The 25,138-nt window shown below is 61.3% G+C and carries 22 protein-coding genes; 2 read left to right on the forward strand and 20 right to left on the reverse strand.

The genetic code is table 11. The features are described 5' to 3' along the window. Positions 1 to 63 precede the first annotated feature (63 nt). From LOY51_RS18755 to sdhC, 11 genes are all read right to left on the reverse strand, one after another. Entirely contained in the window at positions 64 to 813 is a 750-nt protein-coding gene (locus LOY51_RS18755; RefSeq protein WP_258642566.1) for a DUF599 domain-containing protein, read from the reverse strand. Positions 814 to 1,077: 264 nt separating this feature from the next. Then, a complete protein-coding gene (gene brnQ, locus LOY51_RS18760) occupies positions 1,078 to 2,391 on the reverse strand; it encodes a branched-chain amino acid transport system II carrier protein (protein ID WP_125464889.1) in 1,314 nt (437 codons plus the stop codon). A 438-nt stretch (positions 2,392 to 2,829) separates the two neighbouring features. Next, complete coding sequence (gene sucD, locus LOY51_RS18765) at positions 2,830 to 3,714, reverse strand: succinate--CoA ligase subunit alpha (protein WP_110993989.1); 885 nt, start codon at positions 3,712 to 3,714, stop codon at positions 2,830 to 2,832. Beyond that, positions 3,714 to 4,880: an ADP-forming succinate--CoA ligase subunit beta gene (gene sucC / locus LOY51_RS18770; RefSeq protein WP_008091914.1), complete on the reverse strand. Its 1,167-nt coding sequence runs from the start codon at positions 4,878 to 4,880 to the stop codon at positions 3,714 to 3,716. Before sucC ends, sucD begins: the two co-directional genes overlap by 1 nt. Before the next feature lie 172 nt (positions 4,881 to 5,052). After that, on the reverse strand, positions 5,053 to 6,489 hold the full coding sequence (gene lpdA / locus LOY51_RS18775) for a dihydrolipoyl dehydrogenase (RefSeq protein WP_012273351.1): 1,437 nt from the start codon (positions 6,487 to 6,489) through the stop codon (positions 5,053 to 5,055). Between the two features lie 96 nt (positions 6,490 to 6,585). Then, positions 6,586 to 7,809, reverse strand: coding sequence for a 2-oxoglutarate dehydrogenase complex dihydrolipoyllysine-residue succinyltransferase (gene odhB, locus LOY51_RS18780; RefSeq protein WP_125464890.1), 1,224 nt, complete (start codon positions 7,807 to 7,809; stop codon positions 6,586 to 6,588). A 42-nt stretch (positions 7,810 to 7,851) separates the two neighbouring features. Beyond that, positions 7,852 to 10,683, reverse strand: coding sequence for a 2-oxoglutarate dehydrogenase E1 component (locus LOY51_RS18785; RefSeq protein ID WP_110993991.1), 2,832 nt, complete (start codon positions 10,681 to 10,683; stop codon positions 7,852 to 7,854). A gap of 246 nt (positions 10,684 to 10,929) precedes the next feature. Next, entirely contained in the window at positions 10,930 to 11,634 is a 705-nt protein-coding gene (locus tag LOY51_RS18790) for a succinate dehydrogenase iron-sulfur subunit (protein WP_008091906.1), read from the reverse strand. An 11-nt stretch (positions 11,635 to 11,645) separates the two neighbouring features. Then, entirely contained in the window at positions 11,646 to 13,418 is a 1,773-nt protein-coding gene (sdhA, locus tag LOY51_RS18795) for a succinate dehydrogenase flavoprotein subunit (RefSeq protein WP_110993992.1), read from the reverse strand. A 3-nt stretch (positions 13,419 to 13,421) separates the two neighbouring features. Continuing rightward, on the reverse strand, positions 13,422 to 13,790 hold the full coding sequence (gene sdhD / locus LOY51_RS18800; protein ID WP_110993993.1) for a succinate dehydrogenase, hydrophobic membrane anchor protein: 369 nt from the start codon (positions 13,788 to 13,790) through the stop codon (positions 13,422 to 13,424). Further along, positions 13,784 to 14,170 (reverse strand): succinate dehydrogenase, cytochrome b556 subunit, encoded by a 387-nt coding sequence (gene sdhC / locus LOY51_RS18805; RefSeq protein ID WP_110993994.1) that lies wholly within the window; start codon positions 14,168 to 14,170, stop codon positions 13,784 to 13,786. The genes sdhD and sdhC overlap by 7 nt, the downstream gene beginning before the upstream one ends. 351 nt (positions 14,171 to 14,521) lie before the next feature. Here sdhC and gltA point away from each other — a divergent pair, with 351 nt between their 5' ends. Further along, positions 14,522 to 15,811, forward strand: coding sequence for a citrate synthase (gene gltA / locus LOY51_RS18810; RefSeq protein ID WP_110993995.1), 1,290 nt, complete (start codon positions 14,522 to 14,524; stop codon positions 15,809 to 15,811). A 90-nt stretch (positions 15,812 to 15,901) separates the two neighbouring features. On the opposite strand, the gene LOY51_RS18815 is transcribed toward gltA, so the two are convergent. From LOY51_RS18815 to LOY51_RS18855, 9 genes are all read right to left on the reverse strand, one after another. Beyond that, positions 15,902 to 16,507, reverse strand: coding sequence for an START domain-containing protein (locus LOY51_RS18815; RefSeq protein WP_110993996.1), 606 nt, complete (start codon positions 16,505 to 16,507; stop codon positions 15,902 to 15,904). Positions 16,508 to 16,540: 33 nt separating this feature from the next. Then, the gene (locus LOY51_RS18820) at positions 16,541 to 16,795 is read right to left on the reverse strand and encodes a YkgJ family cysteine cluster protein (protein ID WP_125464891.1); all 255 of its coding nucleotides are present in this window, start codon (positions 16,793 to 16,795) and stop codon (positions 16,541 to 16,543) included. Between the two features lie 107 nt (positions 16,796 to 16,902). After that, positions 16,903 to 17,403, reverse strand: a complete 501-nt coding sequence (locus tag LOY51_RS18825; RefSeq protein ID WP_258642570.1) for a hypothetical protein — start codon at positions 17,401 to 17,403, stop codon at positions 16,903 to 16,905. 61 nt (positions 17,404 to 17,464) lie between these two features. Further along, positions 17,465 to 18,907 (reverse strand): aminotransferase-like domain-containing protein, encoded by a 1,443-nt coding sequence (locus LOY51_RS18830; protein ID WP_125464893.1) that lies wholly within the window; start codon positions 18,905 to 18,907, stop codon positions 17,465 to 17,467. Positions 18,908 to 19,114: 207 nt separating this feature from the next. Then, positions 19,115 to 19,924, reverse strand: a complete 810-nt coding sequence (locus LOY51_RS18835) for an OmpA family protein (protein WP_125464894.1) — start codon at positions 19,922 to 19,924, stop codon at positions 19,115 to 19,117. Beyond that, positions 19,921 to 20,274, reverse strand: coding sequence for a DUF4398 domain-containing protein (locus tag LOY51_RS18840; RefSeq protein WP_125464895.1), 354 nt, complete (start codon positions 20,272 to 20,274; stop codon positions 19,921 to 19,923). Before LOY51_RS18840 ends, LOY51_RS18835 begins: the two co-directional genes overlap by 4 nt. 9 nt (positions 20,275 to 20,283) lie before the next feature. Beyond that, entirely contained in the window at positions 20,284 to 21,105 is an 822-nt protein-coding gene (locus LOY51_RS18845; protein ID WP_125464896.1) for a substrate-binding periplasmic protein, read from the reverse strand. 84 nt (positions 21,106 to 21,189) lie between these two features. Then, positions 21,190 to 22,119 carry an electron transfer flavoprotein subunit alpha/FixB family protein gene (locus tag LOY51_RS18850; protein ID WP_125464897.1) on the reverse strand — a complete coding sequence of 310 codons (930 nt, stop codon included), beginning with the start codon at positions 22,117 to 22,119 and terminating at the stop codon, positions 21,190 to 21,192. After that, entirely contained in the window at positions 22,120 to 22,869 is a 750-nt protein-coding gene (locus tag LOY51_RS18855) for an electron transfer flavoprotein subunit beta/FixA family protein (RefSeq protein WP_125464898.1), read from the reverse strand. 528 nt (positions 22,870 to 23,397) lie between these two features. Between LOY51_RS18855 and LOY51_RS18860 the strand changes: the two genes are divergently transcribed. After that, on the forward strand, positions 23,398 to 25,080 hold the full coding sequence (locus tag LOY51_RS18860; RefSeq protein ID WP_125464899.1) for an electron transfer flavoprotein-ubiquinone oxidoreductase: 1,683 nt from the start codon (positions 23,398 to 23,400) through the stop codon (positions 25,078 to 25,080). The last annotated feature ends 58 nt before the right edge of the window (positions 25,081 to 25,138 follow it).

The following is a 25,138-nucleotide window of genomic DNA, read 5'->3' on the forward strand; positions in this document are numbered from 1 at the left end:
CCAAAACAAAAAAACCCGACAATGTCGGGTTTTTTTGTGCCTGTTGATTCTAGATGAAACGCTTCAGTTGTTGATTACCGAAGTTTCCTTGCCCGCCTCTACCGCTGCACTTTGCGTGGGCGTGAACACCATCACTTCAAGCACATGGGAGTGGAACTCGCGGCGATAAAGAATGAACACCACCCCGACACTCATGACCATGAACAGCCACGGGCTGATGAACCAGCTCAACATGGCCATGCCGAAGTAGTACGAACGCAGTCCGAGGTTGAACTGGTTGGCCGCCAGGGATAACACCCGCGCCGCTCGCGACGCGAAGGCATTGCGCTCCAGTTCACTCACCTGGCGCTCGCCGATCATCGGTGCCGACCCCACCAGCACCGCAGCGAAGTTGTACTGGCGCATGCACCAGCTGAAGGTGAAGAAGGCGTAGACGAACACCATCGCCAGGCACAACAGCTTGATCTCCGACATCCCCTGGGAGGCCTGCTGTACCAGCGGCAGGTCGGCCAACAACGACAGCGCCCGGTCCGAGGCACCGAGCACGGTGAGGATGCCGGCGAGAATGATCAGGGTACTGGAAGCAAAGAACGATGCATTGCGCTCCAGGTTGCCAATCACGCTGGCGTCGGCGATGCGGTTGTCGCGCAGCAGCATGCGGCGCATCCAGTCTTCGCGGTACAAGTGCAGCACGCTGGCCAGGCATGCCGTGTCGCGGCCCTTCCATAGCGCATAGCGGGTGTAACCGCCCCAACAGATGGCGAACCAGCACACGGCCAGCAGATTGCCGAGGTTGTTTTGGATGAAGCTCATGCAGATACCCGCACAGAAAAGAGGTAGACCGGCTTTCGACGCCTGGATTCGGCAAAAGGCACGCGGCAGGCAAAAAATCGCGGGCAAGCCCGCTCCCACGCTCCGGGACTGTGACGCAAACGTGGGAGCGGGCTTGCCCCGCGATAGTGTAGGGGCAGGCAATAAAAAACCCCGCGCCTTCACAGGCAGCGGGGTTCTCGGTTTTCACCTGCGGCTGGCACCCTGTTGGCTTGTGGCCGGTGCCAGCCCTCAGGCTTCAACGCATCAGGCCAGCACTTCGCGCGGCTTGCCGAGCATGCGGTCACAGGCCACGGCAACGCCGAGGGTGACCACCGATGGCACCAGCCAGGCCAGGCCCTGCTCGCTCAGCGGCAGGTGGGCCATGGCGTCCGGCAGCATGTGCGCGAGGCTGCTGCCCTTGATCGCATCGACCATGCCGAACAGCAGCGACACCAGCATCACCGGTGCCAGGATGCGCACCGGCGAGTTCCACAGCTCTTTGACGAAGCTCAGGCCCACCACCACGATGCACGGCGGATAGATCGCGGTGAGTACCGGGATCGAGAACATGATCAGCTTGGTCAGGCCGAGGTTGGAGATCAGCAGCGAGAAGCCGGCCAGGATAACCACCAGGGCGCGGTACGACAGCGGCAGGATCTGGCTGAAGTACTCGGCGCAGGCGCAGGTCAGGCCAACCGCGGTCACCAGGCAGGCCAGGGCGATCAGCACGGCGAGGAAGCCGCTGCCCAGGGAGCCGAAGGTGTGCTGCACATAGGCATGCAGAACGGCCGCGCCGTTGGTGGCGCCAGCGGCGATTTCATGGCTGCCCGCGCCCAGGCGGAACAGGCTGATGTACACCAGCGCCAGGCCCACACCGGCGATCAGGCCGGCGATGATGGCGTAGCGGGTGATCAGCTTCGGCGAGTCCACGCCGCGCGAACGGATGGCATTGACGATGACGATGCCGAAGACCAGCGCACCGAGGGTGTCCATGGTCAGGTAGCCGTTGATGAAGCCCTGGGAAAACGGCGCGGCAACGTATTGCGGCTGTGCTTCACCGATGGTGCCCGCCGGCAGCATGAACGCGGCAATGCCGAGGGCGGCCAGGGCGATGATCTTCAGCGGGGCGAGGAAGCGGCCGACGGTATCGAGCAACTTGCCCGGGTACATCGACACAGCCAGCACCACGAGGAAATACACCAGGCTGTAGATGAACAACGCCAGCGGGCTTTCACCGGTCAGCGGGGCCACGCCCACCTCGAACGAGACGGTCGCGGTGCGCGGGGTGGCGAACAGCGGGCCGACCGAGAGGTAGCACACGGCCGCCAGCAGGCCACCGAAGAACTTGCCGATCGGGCTGCTCAGGGCGTCCATGCCGCCGCCGACCTTGGCCAGGGCGACCACGGTGATGACCGGCAGGCCAACCGCGGTGACGAGGAAGCCCAATGCCGCCATCCACACGTGTGGACCGGACTGCAAGCCAACGATGGGCGGGAAGATGATATTGCCGGCGCCAACAAAAAGCGCAAACGTCATAAAGCCAAGCGCCAGGATATCCTGGCCTTTTAACACTTTCATTTAAGGTAGTACCACACTGCTGAAATCGGGGTTCGTGAGGGAATTTCCCCATGAATGAGGGAAATGTTGCCCGGCTTGATGAGCCAGACCCGTTTAGCGTGTCGTTCCCTTTTGGGGCACGGGCACAGAGTGAACGCGTAGGGTAACCGTTTTACCCACTAAACGCACTGCAACGGTGCTGCTTGTCCGATGTGCGTATGTGTTTGTCGTCTGGATGACTCTGTGACGGCAGAAAGTTTGTCAGGCATCTAGTGCACTGTCTGTGCGAAAAAACCTATGAAACCGATCGAGCGTCGTGATCAACGCAATCGGCATCGCCTTGAGCATGACTACAGAACGACCAGAGGGTCTTCAGGATGCCGAGCAAACGTCCCACCCAGAAGCGACAAAGGCCACCCGAAGGTGGCCTTTGTGCGCGTGGGGGGTACTACGTGTTACTTACTTCTTGGCTTCCCAGCCAGTCAGCTCGGCCAGGGCCTTGCCGATGTCAGCCAGGGAACGCACGGTCTTCACACCAGCGTCCTGCAGCGCGGCGAATTTCTCGTCCGCAGTGCCCTTGCCGCCGGAAATGATGGCGCCAGCGTGACCCATACGCTTGCCCGCAGGAGCGGTCACACCAGCGATGTAGGAAACCACTGGCTTGGTCACGTGAGCCTTGATGTAGGCCGCGGCTTCTTCTTCAGCCGAACCGCCGATCTCACCGATCATGACGATCGCTTCGGTCTTCGGGTCTTCCTGGAACAGCTTCAGGATGTCGATGAAGTTGGAGCCCGGGATCGGGTCACCGCCGATGCCGACGCAGGTCGACTGGCCGAAACCGGCGTCGGTGGTCTGCTTGACAGCTTCGTAGGTCAGAGTGCCGGAACGCGACACGATACCGACCTTGCCTGGCAGGTGGATGTGGCCTGGCATGATGCCGATCTTGCACTCGCCCGGAGTGATGACACCTGGGCAGTTAGGGCCGATCAGGGTAACGCCCAGCTCGTCGCACTTGACCTTGGCGTCCAGCATGTCGAGGGTAGGGATACCCTCGGTGATGCAGACGATCAGCTTGATGCCGCCGAAGGCAGCTTCCAGGATCGAGTCTTTGCAGAACGGAGCCGGAACGTAGATCACCGAAGCGTCAGCGCCGGTAGCTTGTACGGCTTCCTTGACGGTGTTGAACACCGGCAGGCCCAGGTGGGTGGTGCCACCCTTGCCTGGGGTTACGCCGCCGACCATCTTGGTGCCGTAGGCGATGGCTTGTTCGGAGTGGAAAGTACCCTGCGAGCCGGTGAAGCCCTGGCAGATGACTTTGGTGTCTTTATTGATCAGGACGCTCATTACTTGCCCTCCGCAGCTTTTACAACTTGTTGAGCAGCGTCGGTCAGGCTGGTTGCCGCAATGATGTTCAAACCGCTTTCTGCCAGTACTTTAGCGCCCAGTTCAGCGTTGTTGCCTTCGAGGCGAACGACGACCGGAACTTTAACGCCGACTTCTTTCACTGCACCGATGATGCCTTCGGCAATCATGTCGCAGCGAACGATGCCGCCGAAGATGTTGACCAGAACGGCCGCGACATTGCTGTCGGACAGAATGATCTTGAACGCTTCGGTAACGCGCTCTTTGGTGGCACCGCCGCCAACGTCGAGGAAGTTGGCTGGTTTGCCGCCGTGCAGGTTGACGATGTCCATGGTACCCATGGCCAGGCCGGCACCGTTGACCATGCAGCCGATGTTGCCTTCCAGCGCGACGTAGTTCAGCTCGAAGCTGGCTGCGTGGGCTTCACGAGGATCGTCCTGGGACGGGTCGTGGAAGGTTTTCAGCTTAGGCTGACGGTACATGGCGTTTGCGTCGATATTGATCTTCGCATCCAGGCAGTGCAGGTCGCCGTCGGCCTTGATGACCAGCGGGTTGACTTCCAGCAGGGCCAGGTCGTGTTCTTTGAACAGCTTGGCCAGGCCTACGAAAATCTTGGCGAACTGTGCAACTTGCTTGCCTTCCAGACCCAGCTGGAATGCCAGTTCACGACCCTGGAACGGCTGAGCGCCGACCAGCGGATCGATAGTCGCCTTGATGATCTTCTCAGGAGTTTCGTGAGCGACCTTCTCGATGTCCACGCCACCTTCGGTGGAAGCCATGAACACGATGCGGCGGCTCGAGCGATCGACTACAGCGCCCAGGTACAGCTCTTTGGCGATGTCAGTGCAGGATTCGACCAGGATCTTGGTCACTGGCTGACCGTTGGCGTCGGTCTGGTAGGTCACCAGACGCTTGCCCAGCCACTGGGCAGCGAACGCCTTGGCGTCTTCCTTGCTGCGAACCAGCTTGACGCCGCCCGCTTTACCGCGACCACCCGCGTGAACCTGGGCCTTAACAACCCACTCGGAACCGCCGATCTTGTCGCAGGCTTCTGCTGCAGCTTCAGGGGTGTCGACTGCGAAACCCTTGGAAACTGGCAGGCCGTATTCAGCGAACAGCTGCTTACCCTGATACTCGTGAAGATTCATGCTTTTTACCGTCTTCGTTAGGTACTGCGCTTCGGCGCTGCGCCATTACTGGCGCCGCGCCACCTGTGACCGTTGACCCCGGGTTTTCCCGTGTGATCCGGTCCGGCGGACGTTCCGCGGTGAGTCTTGCACGCAAGACCCACGACGGGCAGCCCGCCGTGGTTTCTTATAATTAACGCTTCTTACGGTTGGCGACGTGAATGGCACCGCCATTCACTGCCAGCGCTGCTTCATGCAGCGCTTCGGACAGGGTTGGATGGCTGAAGACCATCATGCCCAGATCCTCGGCACTGGTGCCGAATTCCATTGCGATCGCGCCCTGCTGAACCAGCTCGGCAGCGGACGGGCCGATCACGTGTACACCCAGTACGCGGTCGGTCTTGGCATCGGCGATGACCTTGACGAAACCACCGGTGTCGTTGGCTGCCATCGCACGGCCGCTGGCCGCGAACGGGAAGGTGCCCACGTTAACCTCAACGCCTTCGGCTTTCAACGCCTGTTCGGTCTTGCCGACCCACGCGATTTCCGGGTGGGTGTAGATAACCGACGGGATCAGGTCGTAGTTCATCTGGGCTTTGTGGCCCTTGATGCGCTCGACGACCATGATGCCCTCTTCCGAGGCCTTGTGTGCCAGCATCATGCCGCGAACCACGTCACCGATGGCGAATACGCCCGGTACGCTGGTGGCGCAGTGATCGTCGACGAAGATGTAGCCACGCTCGTCGATGGTCACGCCGCTGTCGGCGGCCAGCAGGTCGGTGGTCACCGGACGACGGCCGACCGCGACGATCAGCTTGTCGAAGGTGATCTTCTGCTCGCCTTCGGCGTTGGTGTAGGTCACTTCGACTTCGTTGCCGTTGACTTTCGAGCCGGTCACGCGAGCGCCCAGCTTGATGTCCAGGCCTTGCTTGGTCAGGGTCTTCTGGGCTTCTTTCGACACGGCGGTGTCGGCAGCCATCAGGAAGGTGTCCAGGGCTTCCAGCACGGTGACTTCAGCACCCAGGCGAGCCCAGACCGAACCCAGCTCCAGGCCGATCACGCCAGCACCGATAACGCCCAGGCGCTTCGGAACGGTCTGGAATTCCAGGGCGCCGGTGGAGTCGACGATGACGTTCTGGTCGACCGGAGCCGGCGGAATGTCGATCGGACGCGAGCCGGAAGCCAGGATCACGTTCTCGGCTTCGATGACTTCGGTGGTGCCGTCAGCCTTGGTGACTTCGACTTTCTTGCCAGCCAGCAGCTTGCCGTGGCCCTGGATCGAAGTAACGCCGTTGGCCTTGAACAGGGTGGCAACACCGCCGGTCAGGTTCTTGACGATACCGGCCTTGCGGCCAACCATCGCAGCGACGTCCATCTTCACTTCGCCAGTGGAGATACCGTGGACGTTGAAGCTCTCTTTGGCTTCCTTGTATTTCCAGGAGCTGTCCAGCAGCGCCTTGGAAGGAATGCAACCTACGTTCAGGCAGGTGCCGCCCAGGGCCAGCTTGCCCTCAGCGTCGGTGTACTTCTCGATACAGGCAGTCTTCAGACCGAGTTGGGCAGCCTTGATGGCAGCTACATAGCCGCCAGGACCTGCACCAATCACCACTACGTCGAATTTCTGGGTCATAAAAGATTCCTTTTTAGCTTCAAGCGGCAAGCTGCAAGCTGCAAGACCGGCAGGCTTCTACTTGAAGCGTGCGGCTTGCGGCTTGCAGCTGCGCGATTAGATGTCCAGCAGCAGGCGAGACGGATCTTCCAGCAGGTTCTTGATGGTTACCAGGAAGGTTACCGCTTCCTTGCCGTCGATCAGGCGGTGATCGTAGGACAGCGCCAGGTACATCATCGGGCGAATTACCACTTGGCCGTTGATGGCCATCGGACGCTGGATGATGTTGTGCATGCCGAGAATGGCAGCCTGTGGCGGGTTGACGATCGGGGTCGACATCATCGAGCCGAAGGTACCACCGTTGGTGATGGTGAAGGTACCGCCGGTCATCTCTTCGATCGACAGTTTGCCGTCACGGGCTTTCTTGCCGAAGGTGGCGATGCCGTTCTCGATTTCTGCCAGGCTCATCGACTCGGCGTTACGCAGAACCGGAACCACCAGGCCGCGGTCGCTGGAGACGGCAACGCCGACGTCAGCAAAACCGTGGTAGACGATGTCGTTGCCGTCGATCGAGGCGTTGACTGCCGGGAAGCGCTTCAGCGCTTCGGTGGCCGCCTTGACGAAGAACGACATGAAGCCCAGGCGTACGCCGTTGTGGGTCTTCTCGAACAGGTCCTTGTACTTCGAACGCAGGGCCATGACTTCGGTCATGTCGACTTCGTTGAAGGTGGTCAGCATGGCCATGTTCGACTGGGCTTCGACCAGACGCTCGGCGATCTTGGCGCGCAGGCGGGTCATCGGCACGCGCTTCTCGGTGCGGTCGCCAGCGGCAACTACAACAGCGGCGGCAGCGGCAGCAGGCTTGGCAGCAGGAGCTGCGGCAGGAGCCGACTTCTTGTTGGCAACGGCTGCAACCACGTCTTCCTTGGTGATGCGACCGCCTTTGCCGGTGCCGGCAACGGCAGCCAGGTCGATGCCGTTCTCTTCAGCCAGCTTGCGCGCGGCAGGAGCGGCGACCGGGTCGTCTTCGCCAGCGTCGGCGGCAGCGGCAGCCGGGGCAGCGGCCGGGGCAGCGGCGGCGGCAGGCGCAGCGGCAGCAGCGCCGCCTTCAACGATCGAACCCAGCACTTCGTCGGACAGGACGGTGTCGCCCTCGCCCTTGACGATGGCGCCCAGCACGCCGTCGGCGGTGGCCAGCACTTCCAGGACGACCTTGTCGGTCTCGATGTCGACGATCAGCTCGTCACGCTTGACGGCGTCGCCCGGCTGCTTGTGCCAGGTGGCAACGGTGCCATCGGCAACCGATTCCGGGAAGGTTGGGGCTTTGATCTCGATAGCCATTATCTGTGTTTCCTTAAATTCGGTTTCAGGTGCGCGAAGGCGTTAGACAGTGAAGGCGTCTTGCAGCAGTTTTTCCTGCTGTTCGGCGTGCTTCGAAGCGTAACCACAGGCTGGCGCGGCAGAAGCGTCGCGGCCGGCGTATTCCAGGACCAGTGCCTTGTTGTGGCGGCCCAGGATACGGCGCATGTGGTGCTGGCTGCTGTACCAGGCGCCCTGGTTCATCGGCTCTTCCTGACACCACACTGCATGCTTGAGGTTGGTGTAAGGCGCGAGGATTTCGATCAGGTCGTCCTCAGGGAACGGATACAACTGCTCGATACGCACGATGGCGATGTCTTCGCGGCCTTCGGCACGGCGTTTTTCCAGCAGGTCGTAGTAGACCTTGCCGCTGCACAGGATCAGGCGTTCGACCTTGGCCGGATCGAGGGTGTCGATTTCCGGGATCACGGTCTGGAACGAGCCTTCTGCCAGGTCTTCCAAGGTCGAGATGGCCAGCTTGTGGCGCAGCAGCGACTTTGGCGTCAGGACGATCAGCGGCTTGCGCAGCGGACGGATGACCTGGCGACGCAGCAGGTGGTAGATCTGTGCCGGGGTGGTCGGTACGCAGACCTGGATGTTGTGCTCGGCGCACAGCTGCAGGTAACGCTCCAGACGCGCGGAGGAGTGCTCCGGGCCCTGCCCTTCATAACCGTGCGGCAGCAGCATGGTCAGACCACACAGGCGGCCCCACTTGTGCTCGCCGCTGGTGATGAACTGGTCGATCACCACTTGCGCACCGTTGGCGAAGTCGCCGAACTGGGCTTCCCAGATCACCAGCGCGTTCGGCGTGGTGGTCGAGTAGCCGTATTCGAAGGCCAGTACCGCTTCTTCCGACAGGAAGGAGTCGTACAGCTCGAACTTCGGCTGGCCCGGGAACAGGTTCTGCAGCGGTACGTAGGTGCTGGCGTCCTTCTGGTTGTGCAGCACCGCGTGACGGTGCGAGAAGGTGCCACGGCCGATGTCCTGGCCGGTCATGCGGATCGGGTGACCTTCGAACTGCAGGGTGGCGTAGGCCATGGTCTCTGCATAACCCCAGTTGATCGGCAAGCCACCGGCCTGCATCTTCTGACGGTCTTCGTAGATCTTCGACACCTGACGCTGAACCACGAAGCCTTCCGGCAGCTCAAGCAGCTTGGCCGACAGGTCCTGCAGGGTCTTGAGGTCGAAACGGGTGTCGTGACGCGCAGTCCAGGCGTGGCCCAGGTACGGACGCCAGTCGACGAACAGCTCGCGGTTCGGCTCCTTGACCAGGCTTTTCACCACGTGCAGGCCGTTGTCCAGGGCGTTGCGGTATTCGTCGATCTTGGCCTGAGCACGCTCGGCGTCGATACGGCCGGCGCTGATCAGCTGATCGGCATACAGCTCGCGGGTGGTGCGCTGCTTGGTGATCTGCTGGTACATCAGCGGTTGGGTGCCGTTCGGCTCGTCAGCCTCGTTGTGGCCGCGACGACGGTAGCAGACCAGGTCGATGACCACGTCACGCTTGAACTGCATGCGGTAGTCGATGGCCAGCTGGGTCACGAACAGCACGGCTTCCGGGTCATCACCGTTCACGTGCAGGATCGGCGCCTGGATCATCTTGGCGACGTCGGTGCAGTACTCGGTGGAACGCGAGTCCAGCGGGTTGCTGATGGTGAAACCAACCTGGTTGTTGATCACGATGTGCACGGTACCGCCGGTCTTGAAACCGCGGGTCTGCGACATCTGGAAGGTTTCCAGCACCACGCCTTGGCCGGCGAATGCGGCGTCACCGTGGATCGAGATCGGCAGTACCTTGTCACCGACCGTGTCGTTGCGACGGTCCTGACGGGCACGCACAGAACCTTCCACCACTGGCGAGACGATTTCCAGGTGGGAAGGGTTGAACGCCATGGCCAGGTGAACTTCGCCACCCGGGGTCATCACGTTGGAGGAGAAGCCCTGGTGATACTTCACGTCACCGGAGCCCAGCTCGTTCATCTTCTTGCCTTCGAACTCGTCGAACAGCTCGCGCGGGTTCTTGCCGAAGGTGTTGACGAGCACGTTCAGGCGGCCACGGTGGGCCATGCCGATCACGACTTCCTTGGTGCCGTACGAGCCGGAACGCTGGATCATCTCGTCGAGCATCGGGATCAGGCTTTCGCCGCCTTCCAGACCGAAGCGCTTGGTGCCTGGGTACTTGGTGCCCAGGTACTTCTCCAGGCCCTCACCGGCCGTGACGCGCTCGAGCAGGTGTGCCTGCACGTCGGCGGAGAATTCAGGACGGCCACGCACGCTTTCCAGACGCTGCTGGAACCAGCTGCGCTGCTCGGAATCGACGATGTGGGTGAACTCGGCGCCAATGGTGCGACAATATGTCTTCTGCAGCGCTTCGAAGATTTCGCGTAGGCTCGCTTCCTCTTTGCCGAAGAACAGGTCGCCGGCACGGAAGGTCGTATCAAGATCGGCATTGGTCAAGCCGTAGTGATTGATCGACAGGTCTACGGGCGCAGGACGCTGCCACAACCCCAACGGGTCGAGCTTGGCAGCCTGATGGCCGCGCATACGATAGGCCTGGATCAGTCGCAGCACTTCAACCTGCTTCTTCTCGTGTTCACTGCTCACGCTCCCGGCGGAAACCGGTTGGGCGCGGCGCTGGTTCTTTGCCAGCAGTACGAAATGGTCGCGGATTGTCGAGTGCGATACATCGGTAGCGGTGCTGCCGTCGGCGGGCAACTTCTGGAAGTAAGTGCGCCACTCTTCTGGCACAGCGTTAGGGTCGTGCAGGTAGAGCTCATAAAGCTCTTCCACATATGCAGCGTTACCACCTGAAAGGTGGGCGCTATCCCACATGCGCTGCATCACGCTTTCTTGCATGCTTGGTCACCCTCGGTTAGGGGACTGATCGGCGAGAGCCACAGCAAACCTGGAAAAGTCCGAACACAGCGACTGAACCACGCCACTTGGATCTTGCTGATTTTCCGGGTACCAGCCCGGAAAGCCCCTGCTGGTCTCATATCTTCATAGGTAATGGGCGCGGGCTTTGTGGGCCCTTGCCCGAGTTTTACCTCAGTGCGGGCTCACCACCCGCACCTCGGCTTACTGCAGGTACAACGCTTTGAATCAGGTGCCGCTTTGCAGCAGCATGTTACGTACGTGGCCGATTGCCTTGGTCGGGTTCAGACCCTTGGGGCAAACGTTCACGCAGTTCATGATCCCGCGGCAGCGGAATACGCTGAACGGGTCATCCAGGGACGCCAGGCGCTCCTGAGTCTTGGTGTCGCGGCTGTCGGCCAGGAAACGGTAGGCCTGCAGCAGTGCGGCGGGGCCCAGGAACTTGTCCGGGTTCCACCAGAACGATGGGCAGGAGGTCGAGCAGCAGGCGCACAGAATGCACTCGTACAGACCGTCCAGCTTGTCACGCTCTTCCGGCGACTGCAGACGCTCGATGGCCGGAGCCGGGGTGTCGTTCTGCAGGAATGGCTTCACCTTCTCGTACTGCTTGTAGAAGATGCTCATATCGACCACCAGGTCACGAATGACCGGCAGGCCTGGCAGCGGACGCAGCACCAGCTTGTTGCCCTTGACCACGCCCGACAGCGGGGTGATGCAGGCCAGGCCGTTCTTGCCGTTCATGTTCATGCCATCGGAACCGCACACGCCTTCACGGCAGGAGCGACGGTACGAGAAGCCCTCGTCCTTTTCCTTGATCAGTGCCAGCACGTCCAGAACCATCAGGTCCTTGCCGCCGGTATCGACATCGAACGACTCCATCTTGGGCGCCGAGTCGGTGTCGGGGTTGTAGCGGTAAACTTCGACTTTCAACATAGCAGCCACCCTTAGTAAGTCCGGATTTTTGGCTCGAAGGCCGGAACGGTCTTCGGCGCAAAGTTGACGCCACGCTTGGCAACGCGCTTCTCACCCGGGTAGTACAGGGTGTGGCACAGCCAGTTCTCGTCGTCACGGTCTTCGAAGTCTTCACGGGCGTGCGCGCCGCGGGACTCTTTACGGGCTTCGGCCGCAATGGCGGTAGCTTCGGCAACTTCCAGCAGGTTCTGCAGCTCCAGCGCTTCGATACGCGCGGTGTTGAAGGCCTGGGACTTGTCGTTGATCTTGACGTTGGCGATGCGGTCACGCAGACCGGCCAACTGCTCGATACCCTTCTGCATGTATTCGCCGGTACGGAATACACCGAAGTAGTTCTGCATGCAGCTCTGCAGCTCGCGCTTCAGGCTGGCAACGTCTTCACCGGTAGTGCGCTCGTTGAGCTTGCTCAGACGGTTCAGGGCAACGTCGACGTCAGTGTCGCTGGCATCGCGGTACTCGACGCCATCGCTCAGGGCTTTTTCCAGGTGCAGGCCGGCAGCACGGCCGAACACCACCAGGTCGAGCAACGAGTTGCCGCCCAGGCGGTTGGCACCGTGAACCGATACGCACGCCACTTCGCCTACGGCGAACAGGCCCGGAATGATGTGGTCCTTGCCCTCGGCGTCCATGGTGATGGCCTGGCCATGAATGTTGGTGGCAACGCCACCCATCATGTAGTGGCAGGTCGGGATGACCGGCACCGGCGCGACCACAGGGTCGACGTGGGCGAAGGTCTTGGACAGTTCGCAGATACCTGGCAGGCGGCTGTGCAGCACTTCCTCACCCAGGTGGTCCAGCTTCAGCAGTACGTGGTCCTTGTTCGGGCCCACGCCGTTGCCGGCGATGATCTCTTTGACCATGGAACGGGCAACCACGTCGCGGCCAGCCAGGTCCTTCGCGTTCGGCGCGTAACGCTCCATGAAGCGCTCGCCGTGGGCGTTGATCAGGTAGCCACCTTCACCACGGCAGCCTTCGGTAACCAGTACACCGGCGCCGGCGATACCGGTCGGGTGGAACTGCCACATCTCGATGTCCTGCACCGGAACACCGGCACGCAGGGCCATGCCGATACCGTCACCGGTGTTGATCAGGGCGTTGGTGGTGGAGGCGTAGATACGGCCCGCACCGCCCGTGGCCAGTACGGTGGCCTTGGACTTGATGTACATGGTTTCGCCGGTTTCGATGCAGATCGCGATCACACCGACGAAGGCGCCGTCCTGGTTCTTCACCAGGTCTACGGCGTAGTACTCATTAAGGAAGGTGGTGCCTGCTTTCAGGTTGCCCTGGTACAGGGTGTGCAGCAGCGCGTGACCGGTACGGTCGGAAGCTGCGCAGGTACGGGCGGCCTGGCCACCTTTACCGAAGTCCTTGGACTGGCCACCGAACGGACGCTGGTAGATACGACCGGTTTCGGTACGCGAGAACGGCAGACCCATGTGGTCCAGCTCGAAGACCGCAGCCGGGCCTTCCTGACACATGTATTCGATCGCGTCCTGGTCACCGATGTAGTCGGAGCCCTTGACGGTATCGTACATGTGCCAGCGCCAGTCGTCGTTCGGGTCGGCCGAAGCGATGGCGCAGGTGATGCCGCCCTGGGCGGAAACGGTGTGCGAACGGGTCGGGAACACCTTGGTGACTACGGCAGTCTTGTGGCCGCCTTGAGCCAGTTGCAGCGCTGCGCGCATGCCTGCGCCGCCGCCACCGATGATGATGGCGTCGAACGAAATGGTTGGAATGTTAGCCATGAATCAGATACCCCAGAGAATCTGCACACCCCAGACGAAGTACGCGAACATCGCAACGCCGCATACAGCCTGGAACAGGAAACGGATCGCAGTCGCCGACTTGCCGAACGCCATCGGCGTCAGGTAGTCGGTGGCAATGGTCCACATGCCGACCCAGGCGTGAGCGCCCAGAGCGACGAGTGCCAGCAGACTGAAGATGCGCATCGCGTTGTTGGTGAACAGACCGTGCCACTGGGCATAGTCGATCCCTGGGTGAACGGCGAGGTAGCCGATCAGGAAGATGAAATAAGCCGCGAGAACGACCGCCGAGACGCGCTGCGCCATCCAGTCGTAGAGGCCCGAACGCGAGAGGTTCGTGACGTTAGTTACCATACCCAAACTCCTGCCAGAACGATCAGCACCACGGAGATGACGATCACGATTTTCGAGCCCAGCTTGCCGCCTTCCAGCGTCTCACCGACACCCATGTCCATGATCAGGTGGCGCACACCTGCGACGAGGTGGTACAGCAGGCCGGACAGCAGGCCCCAGGTCACCAGTTTGGCCAGCGGACTGGTCAGACACGCCTTCACCTCGGCAAAGCCTTCCTCGGAACCCAGCGAATTGCCCAATGCGTAGAGCATGATGGCAATGCCGAGGAACAGGATGACGCCGGAAATACGGTGAAGAATGGACGTGTATGCGGTGATCGGGAGTTTGATGGTCCTTAGGTCTAGGTTTACAGGTCGTTGGCTTTTCACGGCTTTTTTCACACTGAAGAGCCCCTAGCGAACAGGGCAAAGTTGTTGGTAAGTGTACTGGTCAGGTACCCACCACCCAGGAGAGCACGACACCCAGCAGGGCAGGCTTGAAAGCCTCTGGGAGTCGGCTGCCGAGTATAGACAGTTAGGCTGCTTATGACAACGCAAGGGACTCGCCCGAATAGCGCATTGCCTTTAGTGAACAAAAGGCGTAAACGGGCGAGAATTTCGTGAAAAATCAGGCCTCAGAGGGCGTTTCAACCAGCCTTTAGGCAAATTGACATTCGAATTTATCCCTCTATAGTGGTGCGGGCCCTGCGTGGGGGGTCTGTCTGATGATTTCAAGCATTAATAGGAGGCCACATGGCTGACAAAAAAGCGCAGTTGGTCATCGAGGGCAATGCCCCCGTCGAGCTGCCCATTTTAACCGGCACCGTTGGTCCTGATGTTATCGACGTCCGCGGGTTGGGGGCATCCGGCCACTTCACCTTCGACCCCGGCTTCATGGCGACCGCTTCGTGCGAGTCGAAGATCACCTACATTGATGGTGACAAGGGCGTGCTGCTACACCGCGGCTACCCGATCGAGCAACTGGCCGAACAGTCGGACTACCTCGAAACCTGCTACCTGCTGCTCAACGGCGAACTGCCGAATGCCGAGCAGAAGGCCCAGTTCGTCAGCACCGTCAAGAACCACACCATGGTTCACGAACAGCTGAAGTCGTTCTTCAACGGTTTCCGTCGCGACGCCCACCCGATGGCGGTGATGTGCGGCGTGGTCGGCGCCCTGTCGGCGTTCTATCACGACTCGCTGGATATCAATAACCCGCAACACCGCGAAATCTCCGCGGTGCGCCTGGTCGCCAAGATGCCGACCCTGGCCGCGATGGTTTACAAGTACTCCATGGGCCAGCCCATGATGTACCCGCGCAACGACCTGTCGTACGCGGAAAACTTCCTGCACATGATGTTCAACACGCCGTGCGAGATCAAACCGATCAGCCCGACGCTGGCCAAGGCCATGGACCGGATCTTCATCCTCCACGCCGACCACGAGCAGAATGCCTCCACCTCCACCGTGCGCCTGGCAGGTTCTTCGGGCGCCAACCCGTTCGCCTGTATCGCTGCCGGTATCGCCGCACTGTGGGGCCCGGCCCACGGCGGTGCGAACGAAGCCGTACTGACCATGCTCGATGAAATTGGCGATGTCTCGAACATCGACAAGTACATCGCCAAGGCCAAGGACAAGAACGATCCGTTCAAGCTCATGGGCTTCGGTCACCGCGTGTACAAGAACCGCGACCCGCGCGCCACCGTGATGAAGAAGACCTGCGACGAAGTTCTCAGCGAACTCGGCATCAAGAACGATCCGCAACTCGAACTGGCCATGCGCCTGGAAGAGATCGCATTGACCGATCCGTACTTCGTCGAGCGCTCGCTGTACCCGAACGTGGACTTCTACTCGGGCATCATCCTCAAGGCCATCGGCATCCCGACCAGCATGTTCACCGTGATCTTCGCCCTGGCACGTACCGTGGGCTGGATCTCGCACTGGAAGGAAATGCTCTCCAGCCCTTACAAGATCGGCCGCCCGCGCCAGCTGTACACCGGCTACGAAAAGCGCGACATCGTCGAGCTGAAGGACCGCAAGTAAGCCTTCTGAGCCGAACGCAAAAAAGGCCGCCCTTCGGGGCGGCCTTTTTCGTTACGATCCAGCGCTAAACAGGTGAGCGCTGAAAGCTGCTCAGGGCCTTTCAGCTTTTTCGCGCAGCCCTTTGAGGGTATTGAACGGCGCATCCACCACGAACTTGTTGGCCAGCCACGACGGCACGCTGCCTCCCGGCTCGGTGTGTACCTGATAGGTCACTTCGGTACTGTCACCCTTGGGTACCAACTTCCAGAAACCCTGCACCTGGGCAACACGCACGTAGCCGCTTTCTTCCGGCAGGTACTTTGGCTGCTCCTCGAGCGTGCGGGTCAAGCTGCCATCGCTGCCCTGGACTGTGGTGATATGCAATACCGAGTCACGCGGAGTCACCGGCCAGGGTGTATTGAACTGGGTGTAGGTCCAGCTCTGATCACCTTCATGCTTCAGCAGTTTCTGCGACTTGCATTCATGCACCCAGGCACAGGCCCCGGCGACGTCTTCCTGCAACGCCCTGACCTTGGCCAGCGGCGCCTTGATCAGCGTTACACCACGGTAAGCCTTGTACTTCGAGCCCGGCACTTCGCTGAGCGACACCTTGATGCCGTCCTCGTCCTTGGCCACCTGCCAGCTTTCAGCCCAGGCTGCCGGCGCCAACAGCACACTCAGGCCACACAACACAGCAACACGCTTGAACGATCTCATTATCTTGTTCCTTGTTGTAGAAGATCCGCACAGTCACGCCGCCGTCATTTGCTCCAGCCAACCAATGATGCGAATGGCTTCGTCACGATCATTGCCGCAGACATCCACCTCTGCCTTGAAGCCACCACACACCTTCGGCCGTTCGGGCTTGCCGAACAGGGCACAGAGGTTGTCGATGGACAGGTGCAGGCAGCGCTCGCCGGCCGGCTTGCCTTGCGGCATCCCCGGAATGGCTGAGCTGATGGACGGAGCGATGCAGCAGGCACCACAGCCCTCACGGCATTTCATGACAACAGGACTCCCAGGAGCAAAGCGGGACGAACGTCCCTGGATACTAACCGCTCAAACATACGTTTGAAATTGCCGGACAGATGAAATCGCCAGTGACCCGGCAGTCAGTTGCGGAATTCGAATTCGATGGCCGCGCCCTCTACATCGCGACGGCTGTCGTTGCGCAGCTGCAGCTGCATTTCATTGTTGATCAGCCGACCATTGAGCTGGAACGGGCTGTCATCAGTGACCGGCTTTTCGCTGAACATGGAAGGCAGCAATGGCTTGCGGGGCGACGGCGCATTGCCAACGTCCGGCTTGAGGTGCTTGACCATGTCGGTGGGCAGACTGAGGTCGAGCTTCGCGGCAGGTACAGGCTGACTGGCCACCTTGCTCACGCCCTTGCTGCGAGTGACAGGTTTCTGCTTGGGCTTGGGCTTGGGCTTGACCGCCGGCTTGGCGGGCGCTTTGGACACAGGTTTCGCCGCCACCTTGCTCACAGGCTTGGCAGCCTTGCCCTGCTGCGCCTGCTCCTTGGCCGGCGGTTGCGCGGCGTGCACCAAGCCCCCCGAAAACCAAGGTAGCGATAAGGACAGAATCAGTGCCAGAGGGCGAAGCGCTTTCATGAATACCGGGAGCAGGCTGGGAAAACGCGTATGCTCCCTGTTCCCTGCCCTTCTGACAAGCCTACATAAGCAAGCCAGCCGACTCCCGGCACAGTTGCTGGGCCAGCAAGCCCAGGGTCATTACCGCCCGTTCGGCTTCCTTGTTCCATGGAATACCGCAGTTGAGACGGATGCAGTGGTTGAATTGCTCGGTATTGCTGAAGATCAGCCCCGGCGCGATGCTGATACCCTGCTCCAGCGCACGCACGTGCAACTCTTGGGTGTTGACCCGTCCAGGCAGGCTGACCCACAGGATAAAACCGCCTGTCGGCCGGGTCATCTGCGTACCCTCCGGGAAATGCTGCTGCACCGCCAACTGGTAGGCACTGAGGTTCTTGCGATACTCCTGACGGATATAGCGCAGGTGGCGGTCGTAGCCGCCGTTTTCCAGATAGGCCGCCACCCCCATCTGCGTCACGCTGCAGGCCGAGTGCGTGGTGAAAGTCTGCAAGCGCTGGATCTCGTCCTGATAACGGCCGGCGACCATCCAGCCGACACGAACCCCCGGCGACAGCGTCTTGGAGAAGCTCGAACAGTAAATCACCCGATCGAGGCGGTCGAAGGCCTTGAGTGCCTTGGTGCGCCCCTGCTCGAACATCAGCTCGCCATAGATATCATCTTCGACGATCTGAATATCGAAGTCCGAGGCCAGGCGCAGCAGCTGTTTTTGCCGCTCTTCGGGGATGGTGCCACCCAGCGGGTTGCTCAAGCGCGCGGTCAGCACCAACGCCTTGATCCCCCATTGATTGGCGGCCAGCTGCAGCGCTTCGAGGCTGATGCCGGTGGAGGGGTCGCTGGGAATCTCGATCACCTTCAACCCCAGCAGATCGGCCAGCTGCAGCAAACCGTAGTAGGTTGGCGACTCGGCGGCGATCAGGTCACCCGGGCGCGTCAGCACCCGCAACGACATCTGCAGCGCATCGACACAACCATGGGTCACCACCACTTCGCGCGGGTCGACCAACACACCGGCATCGCGCATGCGAATGGCAATCTGCCTGCGCAGCGGCTCGAAGCCAGGGCTGAACATGTAACTGAAGGCACGCGGGCTGTGGAAGCGGGTCACCTTGGCGATTTGCTGGTGCAGGGCACGCACCGGCAGGTAATCGACATGAGGCACCGCCGCACCGAAGGGAAATACGCCGTCGCGCCGCGCTTCGGTCAAGACCTGCTGAATGATACTGGCGCGGGTAACCAGGCCGGGGCGTTCGACCCGAGCGATATCCGGCGTTTGCGCAGTAAGGGCCGGCGTCTGGTGTACGTAGTAGCCCGACTGTGGCCGCGCACGAATGAGGCCCTGGTCCTCGAGATTGGCATACGCCTGCAGTACGGTGGCATGACTGACGTTGAGCTGGGCGCTCATCTTGCGCACCGAGGGCACCCGCTCACCAGGCTGATAGACACCACGGCGGATGTCATCGGCCAGTTGCTGGGCGATGCGCTGGTACAACAGCAGGTTGGTCATGGCGTGTTCTCGAAGCGCGGACGGGATCGTTGTTCTTGTGCGACTCACAGCTGAGCCAGAATACCGTAACAGTTGCAAAGTGTACTGGGACAGATCGCAGGATAGTCAACAATACAGTTGCGTGACAGCTACAAGATGAACAACAACGGCCGTGCGCCGACGAACGCAGGGAGCACAGGGCCGCGTCGCGACCCTGCAGGAGCTGGCTCAGCGCGCTGGAGCGAGCTTGCCCTTGTCATCGGAGAAAACGATCTCGACCCGACGATTCTGCGCCCTGCCCCGCTCCGAGGCGTTAGCCTCGACCGGATACTGGTCGCCATAACCCTCGACTTCGATGCGCTTCTCGTCGATACCCAGGTCAACCAGCATGTCGGCCACCGACTGAGCACGATCGCGCGACAGCTTGAGGTTGTCCTCGGGCGTGCCGGTGCTGTCGGTGTAACCCTCGATCCGCACCACACGGCGCGGGTTGAGCTGGAGGAACTGCACCAGCTTGAGCACGGTGCGGCTGGCCGAGCTCTTGAGCTCCGCCTGGCCGGTGTCGAACAGCACATCGCCCAAGGTCATCACCAGCCCCCGGTCGGTCTGCTCAGAGGCCAAAGCGGCAATCTGCGCCTCGACGAACTTGCCCTGCTGCTGGACGCTGGCCAGCTTGGCCTCACGCAAGGCCAACTGCAGGCGCTGGCGTTCGAGGTCGAGCTTGGTCAAGCGTTCCTGATTCACCGCCAGCTTGGCGTGCTCGGCAGCGATTTCACTGTAACGCTGGCTCAGATAGGCGTAATGACGCACATCGCTGCCAGTACCGATATAGCCGGCCAGGCGCTCTGCCCGGCCCAGCGACTCACCGGCACGGATCACGTCACGCGGCGCACTGCGCAGTACATCGGAGTCATCCTTGACCTTCTGGAACGCAACGGTGGCGTCATCCAGTGCCGATTCGCTGCGCTGGCTGGCACAGCCCTGCAACCCGACCAGCGCCAGCAAGGCCAGCGCAGCCATTGGCTTGAGGCGGCTCATGGCTGCACCTCCAGTTGCTTGCGCAGGCGCTTGACCCGCGTCTGCAACAGCTGCAGCTGCTCTTCGCTCTTTTGCGTCAGCACCAGGGCCTCGGCCAGGCGCGCATCAAGCTCGGCCTGCTCGGCACGCATGCGCGCATCACGGTAGCTTTCGCTGGCCATGTTGGCCTTGGCACGGGCCAGCTTGTCTTCGGCCAGCTTGAACTCCGGCACCTGCTCGGTGGCGCCGACCGCCTTGGCCTGCTGCAGCGCCTGTTCGGTGAGGCGCAGTTGTTCATGGGGCACCGGATCACTGGCACACCCGGCCAGGCCAAACACGGCCAAGGCAAGAATCAGGGGATGGCTTCTCACACACTCTTCCTACTGTTTAGGGGCGTCCAGCGGCGCCTGCATCTGCGCTTTCCAGCGCTCGACATTGCGCTGCAGCACCGCCTCACTCGCCCCGGAGATCGGTAATTCTGTCAGCTTTTTCGCCAGTTGTCCGCGCAACCAGCTGTCGTTGCACGCCGAGTTGTGCGACACCGCCAGGTACAGGCCTGGGCGGTCTACTGGCAGGCCGCGGGCGATAAGGTCGTTGCCCACTCCCAGGCTCTGAGCCATTGCCATGCCGGCGTAACGCCCTGCAAGCACATAATCGACCTGGCCGAGCACCAGCCTCTGGAACGCCTGGGTGAGGTTCTGCGCGGGCACCAGCTTGAGCTGGGCCTTGGTAAAGGCTTCGAAAGCCGGGGTCAGGCGCGCCTTTTCCGACACGCCGCCCTGGTAACGGGCAAGGTCTGCAGGGCCGTTGAACTCCAGCACCGCGTCGTGCCGGGTCCACACCAGGTATTCGTTGAGCTGCAAAGGGGGATGAATGTAATCAAGCGCAGTGAGCTGGGTAACCTGCATGGGCGTGTCGAGCAGCAGGTCCATGCGCCCGCTGCGCACTTCTTCAAGCGCCTGTTCGCGCTTGCCGGCGTACAGCACTTCGACCTTGACCCCCAACTCTCCCGCCACTTGGCGCAACAGGTCGACATTGGCGCCGATCAGGTGCTTGGGGTCGCTTGGGTCCTGCCAGGAGTAAGGCGGCGCATCCGGGCTACCGGTGACCACCAGGCGCTCACACTTGCCGGCGGCCAGCAGCGGTGCCGACAGCAGCGCCAGCACACCGACCAAGATCCCTTTGCTTGCGCGAAACGCCATGCCAACTCTCCTACAGCCTTGAAAATCAAAAAAAAGCCCGACCCCCAAGGAGGGCCGGGCTTCTTTATAGGTGAAGCAGGCGGATCAGACCAGCTTTTCCAGCTCCGGAACCGCTTCGAACAGGTCGGCGACCAGGCCGTAGTCGGCGACCTGGAAGATCGGCGCCTCTTCGTCCTTGTTGATCGCAACGATCACTTTCGAGTCCTTCATGCCGGCCAGATGCTGGATCGCGCCGGAGATACCGACGGCGATGTACAGCTGTGGCGCGACGATCTTGCCGGTCTGGCCGACCTGCATGTCGTTGGGCACGAAGCCTGCGTCAACCGCAGCACGCGAAGCGCCGACGGCGGCGCCGAGCTTGTCGGCCAGGCTGTACAGGTGCTTGAAGTTGTCACCGTTGCCCATGCCACGACCGCCGGAAACGACGATCTTGGCAGCGGTCAGCTCTGGGCGATCGGACTTGGCCAGCTCTTCGCCGACGAAGGCCGATTTGCCGGCGTCGTGCGCGGCAGCAACAGCTTCGACAGCAGCCGAACCACCTTCAGCGGCCACGGCGTCGAAGCCGGTGGTACGCACGGTGATGACCTTGACCGCAGCGCTCGATTGCACGGTGGCAATGGCGTTACCGGCGTAGATCGGGCGCTTGAAGGTATCGGCGGATTCAACCGAGATGATCTCGGAAATCTGATCGACGTCCAGCAGCGCGGCAACTCGCGGCAGGATGTTCTTGCCGTTGGTGGTGGCCGGGGCCAGCACGTGGCTGTAACCGCTCGCCAGATCGACGATCAGCGGCGCGACGTTTTCCGGCAGGGCGTGGGCGTAGGCGGCATTGTCGGCAACCAGCACCTTGGCAACACCGGCGATCTTGGCGGCAGCTTCGGCAACGCCACCGACGTTTGCGCCAGCGACCAGCACGTGGATATCACCACCGATCTTGGCAGCAGCGGCAACAGTGTTCAGGGTGGCCGGGGCTACGGCACCGTTTTCGTGTTCAGCGACAACCAGGATAGTCATTTAGATTACCTTCGCTTCGTTCTTCAGCTTCTCGACCAGTTCGGCCACCGACTTGACCTTGATGCCAGCGCTGCGGGCAGCAGGCGCTTCGACTTTCAGGGTTTTGGTGGTGGAGGCGATGGACACGCCCAGCGCGTCTGGAGTAACGGTCTCCAGCGGCTTCTTCTTGGCCTTCATGATGTTCGGCAGCGACGCGTAGCGCGGCTCGTTCAGGCGCAGATCGGTGGTGACGATCGCTGGCAGGTTCAGCGCAACGGTCTGCAGACCGCCATCGATTTCACGGGTGACGTTGACCTTGTCGCCGGCCAGCTCCACCTTGGAGGCGAAAGTGCCTTGGGCGTAGCCGGTCAGCGCAGCCAGCATCTGGCCGGTCTGGTTGTTGTCGCTGTCGATCGCCTGCTTGCCGAGGATGACCAGCTGTGGCTGCTCTTTATCGACAACGGCCTTGAGCGCCTTGGCCACGGCCAGGGAGTTCAGCTCATCGGCGACTTCGACCAGGATGGCGCGGTCGGCCCCCAGGGCCAGGGCGGTACGCAGTTGCTCCTGGGCCGTGCTCGGGCCGACGGAGACGACGACGATCTCGCTCGCCACGCCCTTTTCCTTCAGGCGGACGGCTTCTTCCACGGCGATTTCGCAGAAGGGGTTCATGGACATCTTGACGTTTGCAAGGTCGACGCCGGAGTTGTCCGCCTTGACGCGAACCTTGACGTTGTAGTCGACCACTCGTTTGACAGCTACAAGAACCTTCATGGATTCCTCGTTACTCTCCGGTGAAAAGAATGTCGCCTGGGGGCTGCCCGGCGAATGCGCGTGGGTACAAGGGCACCTCTAAAAACGTTCTGGAGCCGGCAGAATTCAGATGACCGATCAGTCCTGTTACGACCCTTCGGGGTAAAACCCGCGGGTCATTTTCTGTCGTGGCGTGTAGACTCCACTACAAAACCTGATTCGGCCCGTAAACCCTGCTCCACGCCTGGTCTTTAGGGGTGCACCTGCGCCCGTCGGTCAGCCTACGGCGAGCGTAAAAGCGCTCGTATCTTGACCGTAACACCCCATCCGGTCAATACGCCAAATTGGCCAGCCTTCAGCCGCGTACCAGTGATTTTACTGGGCTCCGGCAAATTCAAACAAACGTTTGTATTGGACCCGCCAAGTGGTGTAGATATAATGCGCGGCCAAGACAAAACGGTGTAGTCCGTCATTCCAGCAGCTACAGCATCAGCCGCTACCCATGACCGCCCCAGCACCCAATAAGACCAAGCAACAGCACGAGCCTTGATGAGTAGGAGAGAACCAGTGGAACGCGAATACATGGAATTCGACGTGGTCATCGTCGGCGCCGGCCCGGCGGGCCTGTCCGCCGCCTGCCGCCTGAAGCAGAAGGCCGCCGAAGCCGGTAGCGAGATCAGCGTCTGCGTGGTCGAGAAAGGCTCCGAAGTCGGCGCCCACATCCTCTCCGGCGCGGTATTCGAGCCGCGCGCCCTGAACGAACTGTTCCCCGACTGGAAAGAACTCGGCGCGCCGCTGAACACCGAAGTGAAGCGCGACGACATCTATGTGCTGAAAAGTGCCGACAGCTCGACCAAGGTCCCCGACCTGTTCGTGCCCAAGACCATGCACAACCAGGGCAATTACATCATCTCCCTGGGCAACCTGTGCCGCTGGCTGGCCCAGCAGGCCGAGAACCTGGGCGTCGAGATCTACCCGGGCTTCGCCGCCCAGGAAGCCCTGTTCGACGAGAACGGCGTGGTCCGCGGCATCATCACCGGTGACCTCGGTGTCGACCGCGAAGGCAATCCGAAAGAAGGCCTGTACACCCCAGGCATGGAGCTGCGCGCCAAGTACACCCTGTTCGCCGAAGGCTGCCGTGGCCATATCGGCAAGCAACTGATCAAGCGCTTCGACCTGGACAACGAATCCGACGTGCAGCACTACGGCATCGGCCTCAAGGAAATCTGGGAAGTCGACCCGGCCAAGCACGAGCAAGGCCTGGTGGTACACACCGCCGGCTGGCCACTGGACGTGATGAGCGCCGAGAACACCGGCGGCTCGTTCCTCTATCACCTGGAAAACAACCAGGTGGTAGTCGGCCTGATCGTCGACCTGTCGTATGCCAACCCGTACCTCTCGCCCTTCGACGAGTTCCAGCGCCTGAAGCACCACCCGGTGATCAGCCAGTACCTCGAAGGCGGCAAGCGCATCAGCTACGGCGCCCGCGCCATCTGCAAAGGCGGCCTGAACTCGCTGCCGAAGATGGTGTTCAACGGTGGCGCGCTGATCGGCTGCGACCTGGGCACCCTGAACTTCTCCAAGATCAAGGGCAGCCATACCGCGATGAAGTCCGGCATGCTCGCCGCTGAAGCGGTAGCCGACGCATTGATCGCCGGCAGCGAAGGCGGCGACCAGCTCAACGGCTATGTCAGCGCGTTCAAGGCCAGCTGGCTGCATGAAGAGCTGTTCGCCAGCCGCAACTTCGGCCCGGCGCTGCACAAGTTCGGCCCGCTGCTCGGTGGCGCGTTCAACTACATCGACCAGAACTGGTTCGGCGGCAAGCTGCCGTTCACCCTGCACGACACCAAGCCGGACTACGCCTGCCTCAAACTCGCCGCCGACTCGCAGAAGATCGACTACCCGAAACCGGACGGCAAGCTCAGCTTCGACAAGCTCAGCTCGGTATTCCTCTCCAGCACCAACCATGAAGAGGAACAACCCTGCCACCTGAAGCTGGCCGACCCGAACATCCCGATCGCCAGCAACCTGCCGCTGTACGACGAGCCGGCGCAGCGCTACTGCCCGGCCGGCGTGTATGAAGTGATTACCCAGGAAGACGGCAGCAAGCGTTTCCAGATCAACGCGCAGAACTGCGTGCACTGCAAGACCTGCGACATCAAGGACCCGGCCCAGAACATCACCTGGGTCACTCCTGAAGGCGCCGGCGGGCCGACCTACCCGAACATGTAAGGCCTGCCCTCGCAGCAATGAAAAGCCCCCTGGCCGCAAGGCCAGGGGGCTTTTTCGT

The sequence above is a fragment of the Pseudomonas sichuanensis genome (genome assembly GCF_024749065.1).
In the GTDB taxonomy this organism is placed as follows: Bacteria; Pseudomonadota; Gammaproteobacteria; order Pseudomonadales; family Pseudomonadaceae; genus Aquipseudomonas; species Aquipseudomonas sichuanensis.

Coding starts and splice junctions, on each gene's coding strand:
- LOY51_RS18755 (WP_258642566.1), bottom strand. CDS start 813: ATGAGCTTCATCCAAAACAACCTCGGCAATCTGCTGGCCGTGTGCTGG.
- brnQ (WP_125464889.1), bottom strand. CDS start 2,391: ATGAAAGTGTTAAAAGGCCAGGATATCCTGGCGCTTGGCTTTATGACG.
- sucD (WP_110993989.1), bottom strand. CDS start 3,714: ATGAGCGTCCTGATCAATAAAGACACCAAAGTCATCTGCCAGGGCTTC.
- sucC (WP_008091914.1), bottom strand. CDS start 4,880: ATGAATCTTCACGAGTATCAGGGTAAGCAGCTGTTCGCTGAATACGGC.
- lpdA (WP_012273351.1), bottom strand. CDS start 6,489: ATGACCCAGAAATTCGACGTAGTGGTGATTGGTGCAGGTCCTGGCGGC.
- odhB (WP_125464890.1), bottom strand. CDS start 7,809: ATGGCTATCGAGATCAAAGCCCCAACCTTCCCGGAATCGGTTGCCGAT.
- LOY51_RS18785 (WP_110993991.1), bottom strand. CDS start 10,683: ATGCAAGAAAGCGTGATGCAGCGCATGTGGGATAGCGCCCACCTTTCA.
- LOY51_RS18790 (WP_008091906.1), bottom strand. CDS start 11,634: ATGTTGAAAGTCGAAGTTTACCGCTACAACCCCGACACCGACTCGGCG.
- sdhA (WP_110993992.1), bottom strand. CDS start 13,418: ATGGCTAACATTCCAACCATTTCGTTCGACGCCATCATCATCGGTGGC.
- sdhD (WP_110993993.1), bottom strand. CDS start 13,790: ATGGTAACTAACGTCACGAACCTCTCGCGTTCGGGCCTCTACGACTGG.
- gltA (WP_110993995.1), top strand. CDS start 14,522: ATGGCTGACAAAAAAGCGCAGTTGGTCATCGAGGGCAATGCCCCCGTC.
- LOY51_RS18815 (WP_110993996.1), bottom strand. CDS start 16,507: ATGAGATCGTTCAAGCGTGTTGCTGTGTTGTGTGGCCTGAGTGTGCTG.
- LOY51_RS18820 (WP_125464891.1), bottom strand. CDS start 16,795: ATGAAATGCCGTGAGGGCTGTGGTGCCTGCTGCATCGCTCCGTCCATC.
- LOY51_RS18825 (WP_258642570.1), bottom strand. CDS start 17,403: ATGAAAGCGCTTCGCCCTCTGGCACTGATTCTGTCCTTATCGCTACCT.
- LOY51_RS18830 (WP_125464893.1), bottom strand. CDS start 18,907: ATGACCAACCTGCTGTTGTACCAGCGCATCGCCCAGCAACTGGCCGAT.
- LOY51_RS18835 (WP_125464894.1), bottom strand. CDS start 19,924: ATGAGCCGCCTCAAGCCAATGGCTGCGCTGGCCTTGCTGGCGCTGGTC.
- LOY51_RS18845 (WP_125464896.1), bottom strand. CDS start 21,105: ATGGCGTTTCGCGCAAGCAAAGGGATCTTGGTCGGTGTGCTGGCGCTG.
- LOY51_RS18850 (WP_125464897.1), bottom strand. CDS start 22,119: ATGACTATCCTGGTTGTCGCTGAACACGAAAACGGTGCCGTAGCCCCG.
- LOY51_RS18855 (WP_125464898.1), bottom strand. CDS start 22,869: ATGAAGGTTCTTGTAGCTGTCAAACGAGTGGTCGACTACAACGTCAAG.
- LOY51_RS18860 (WP_125464899.1), top strand. CDS start 23,398: ATGAGTAGGAGAGAACCAGTGGAACGCGAATACATGGAATTCGACGTG.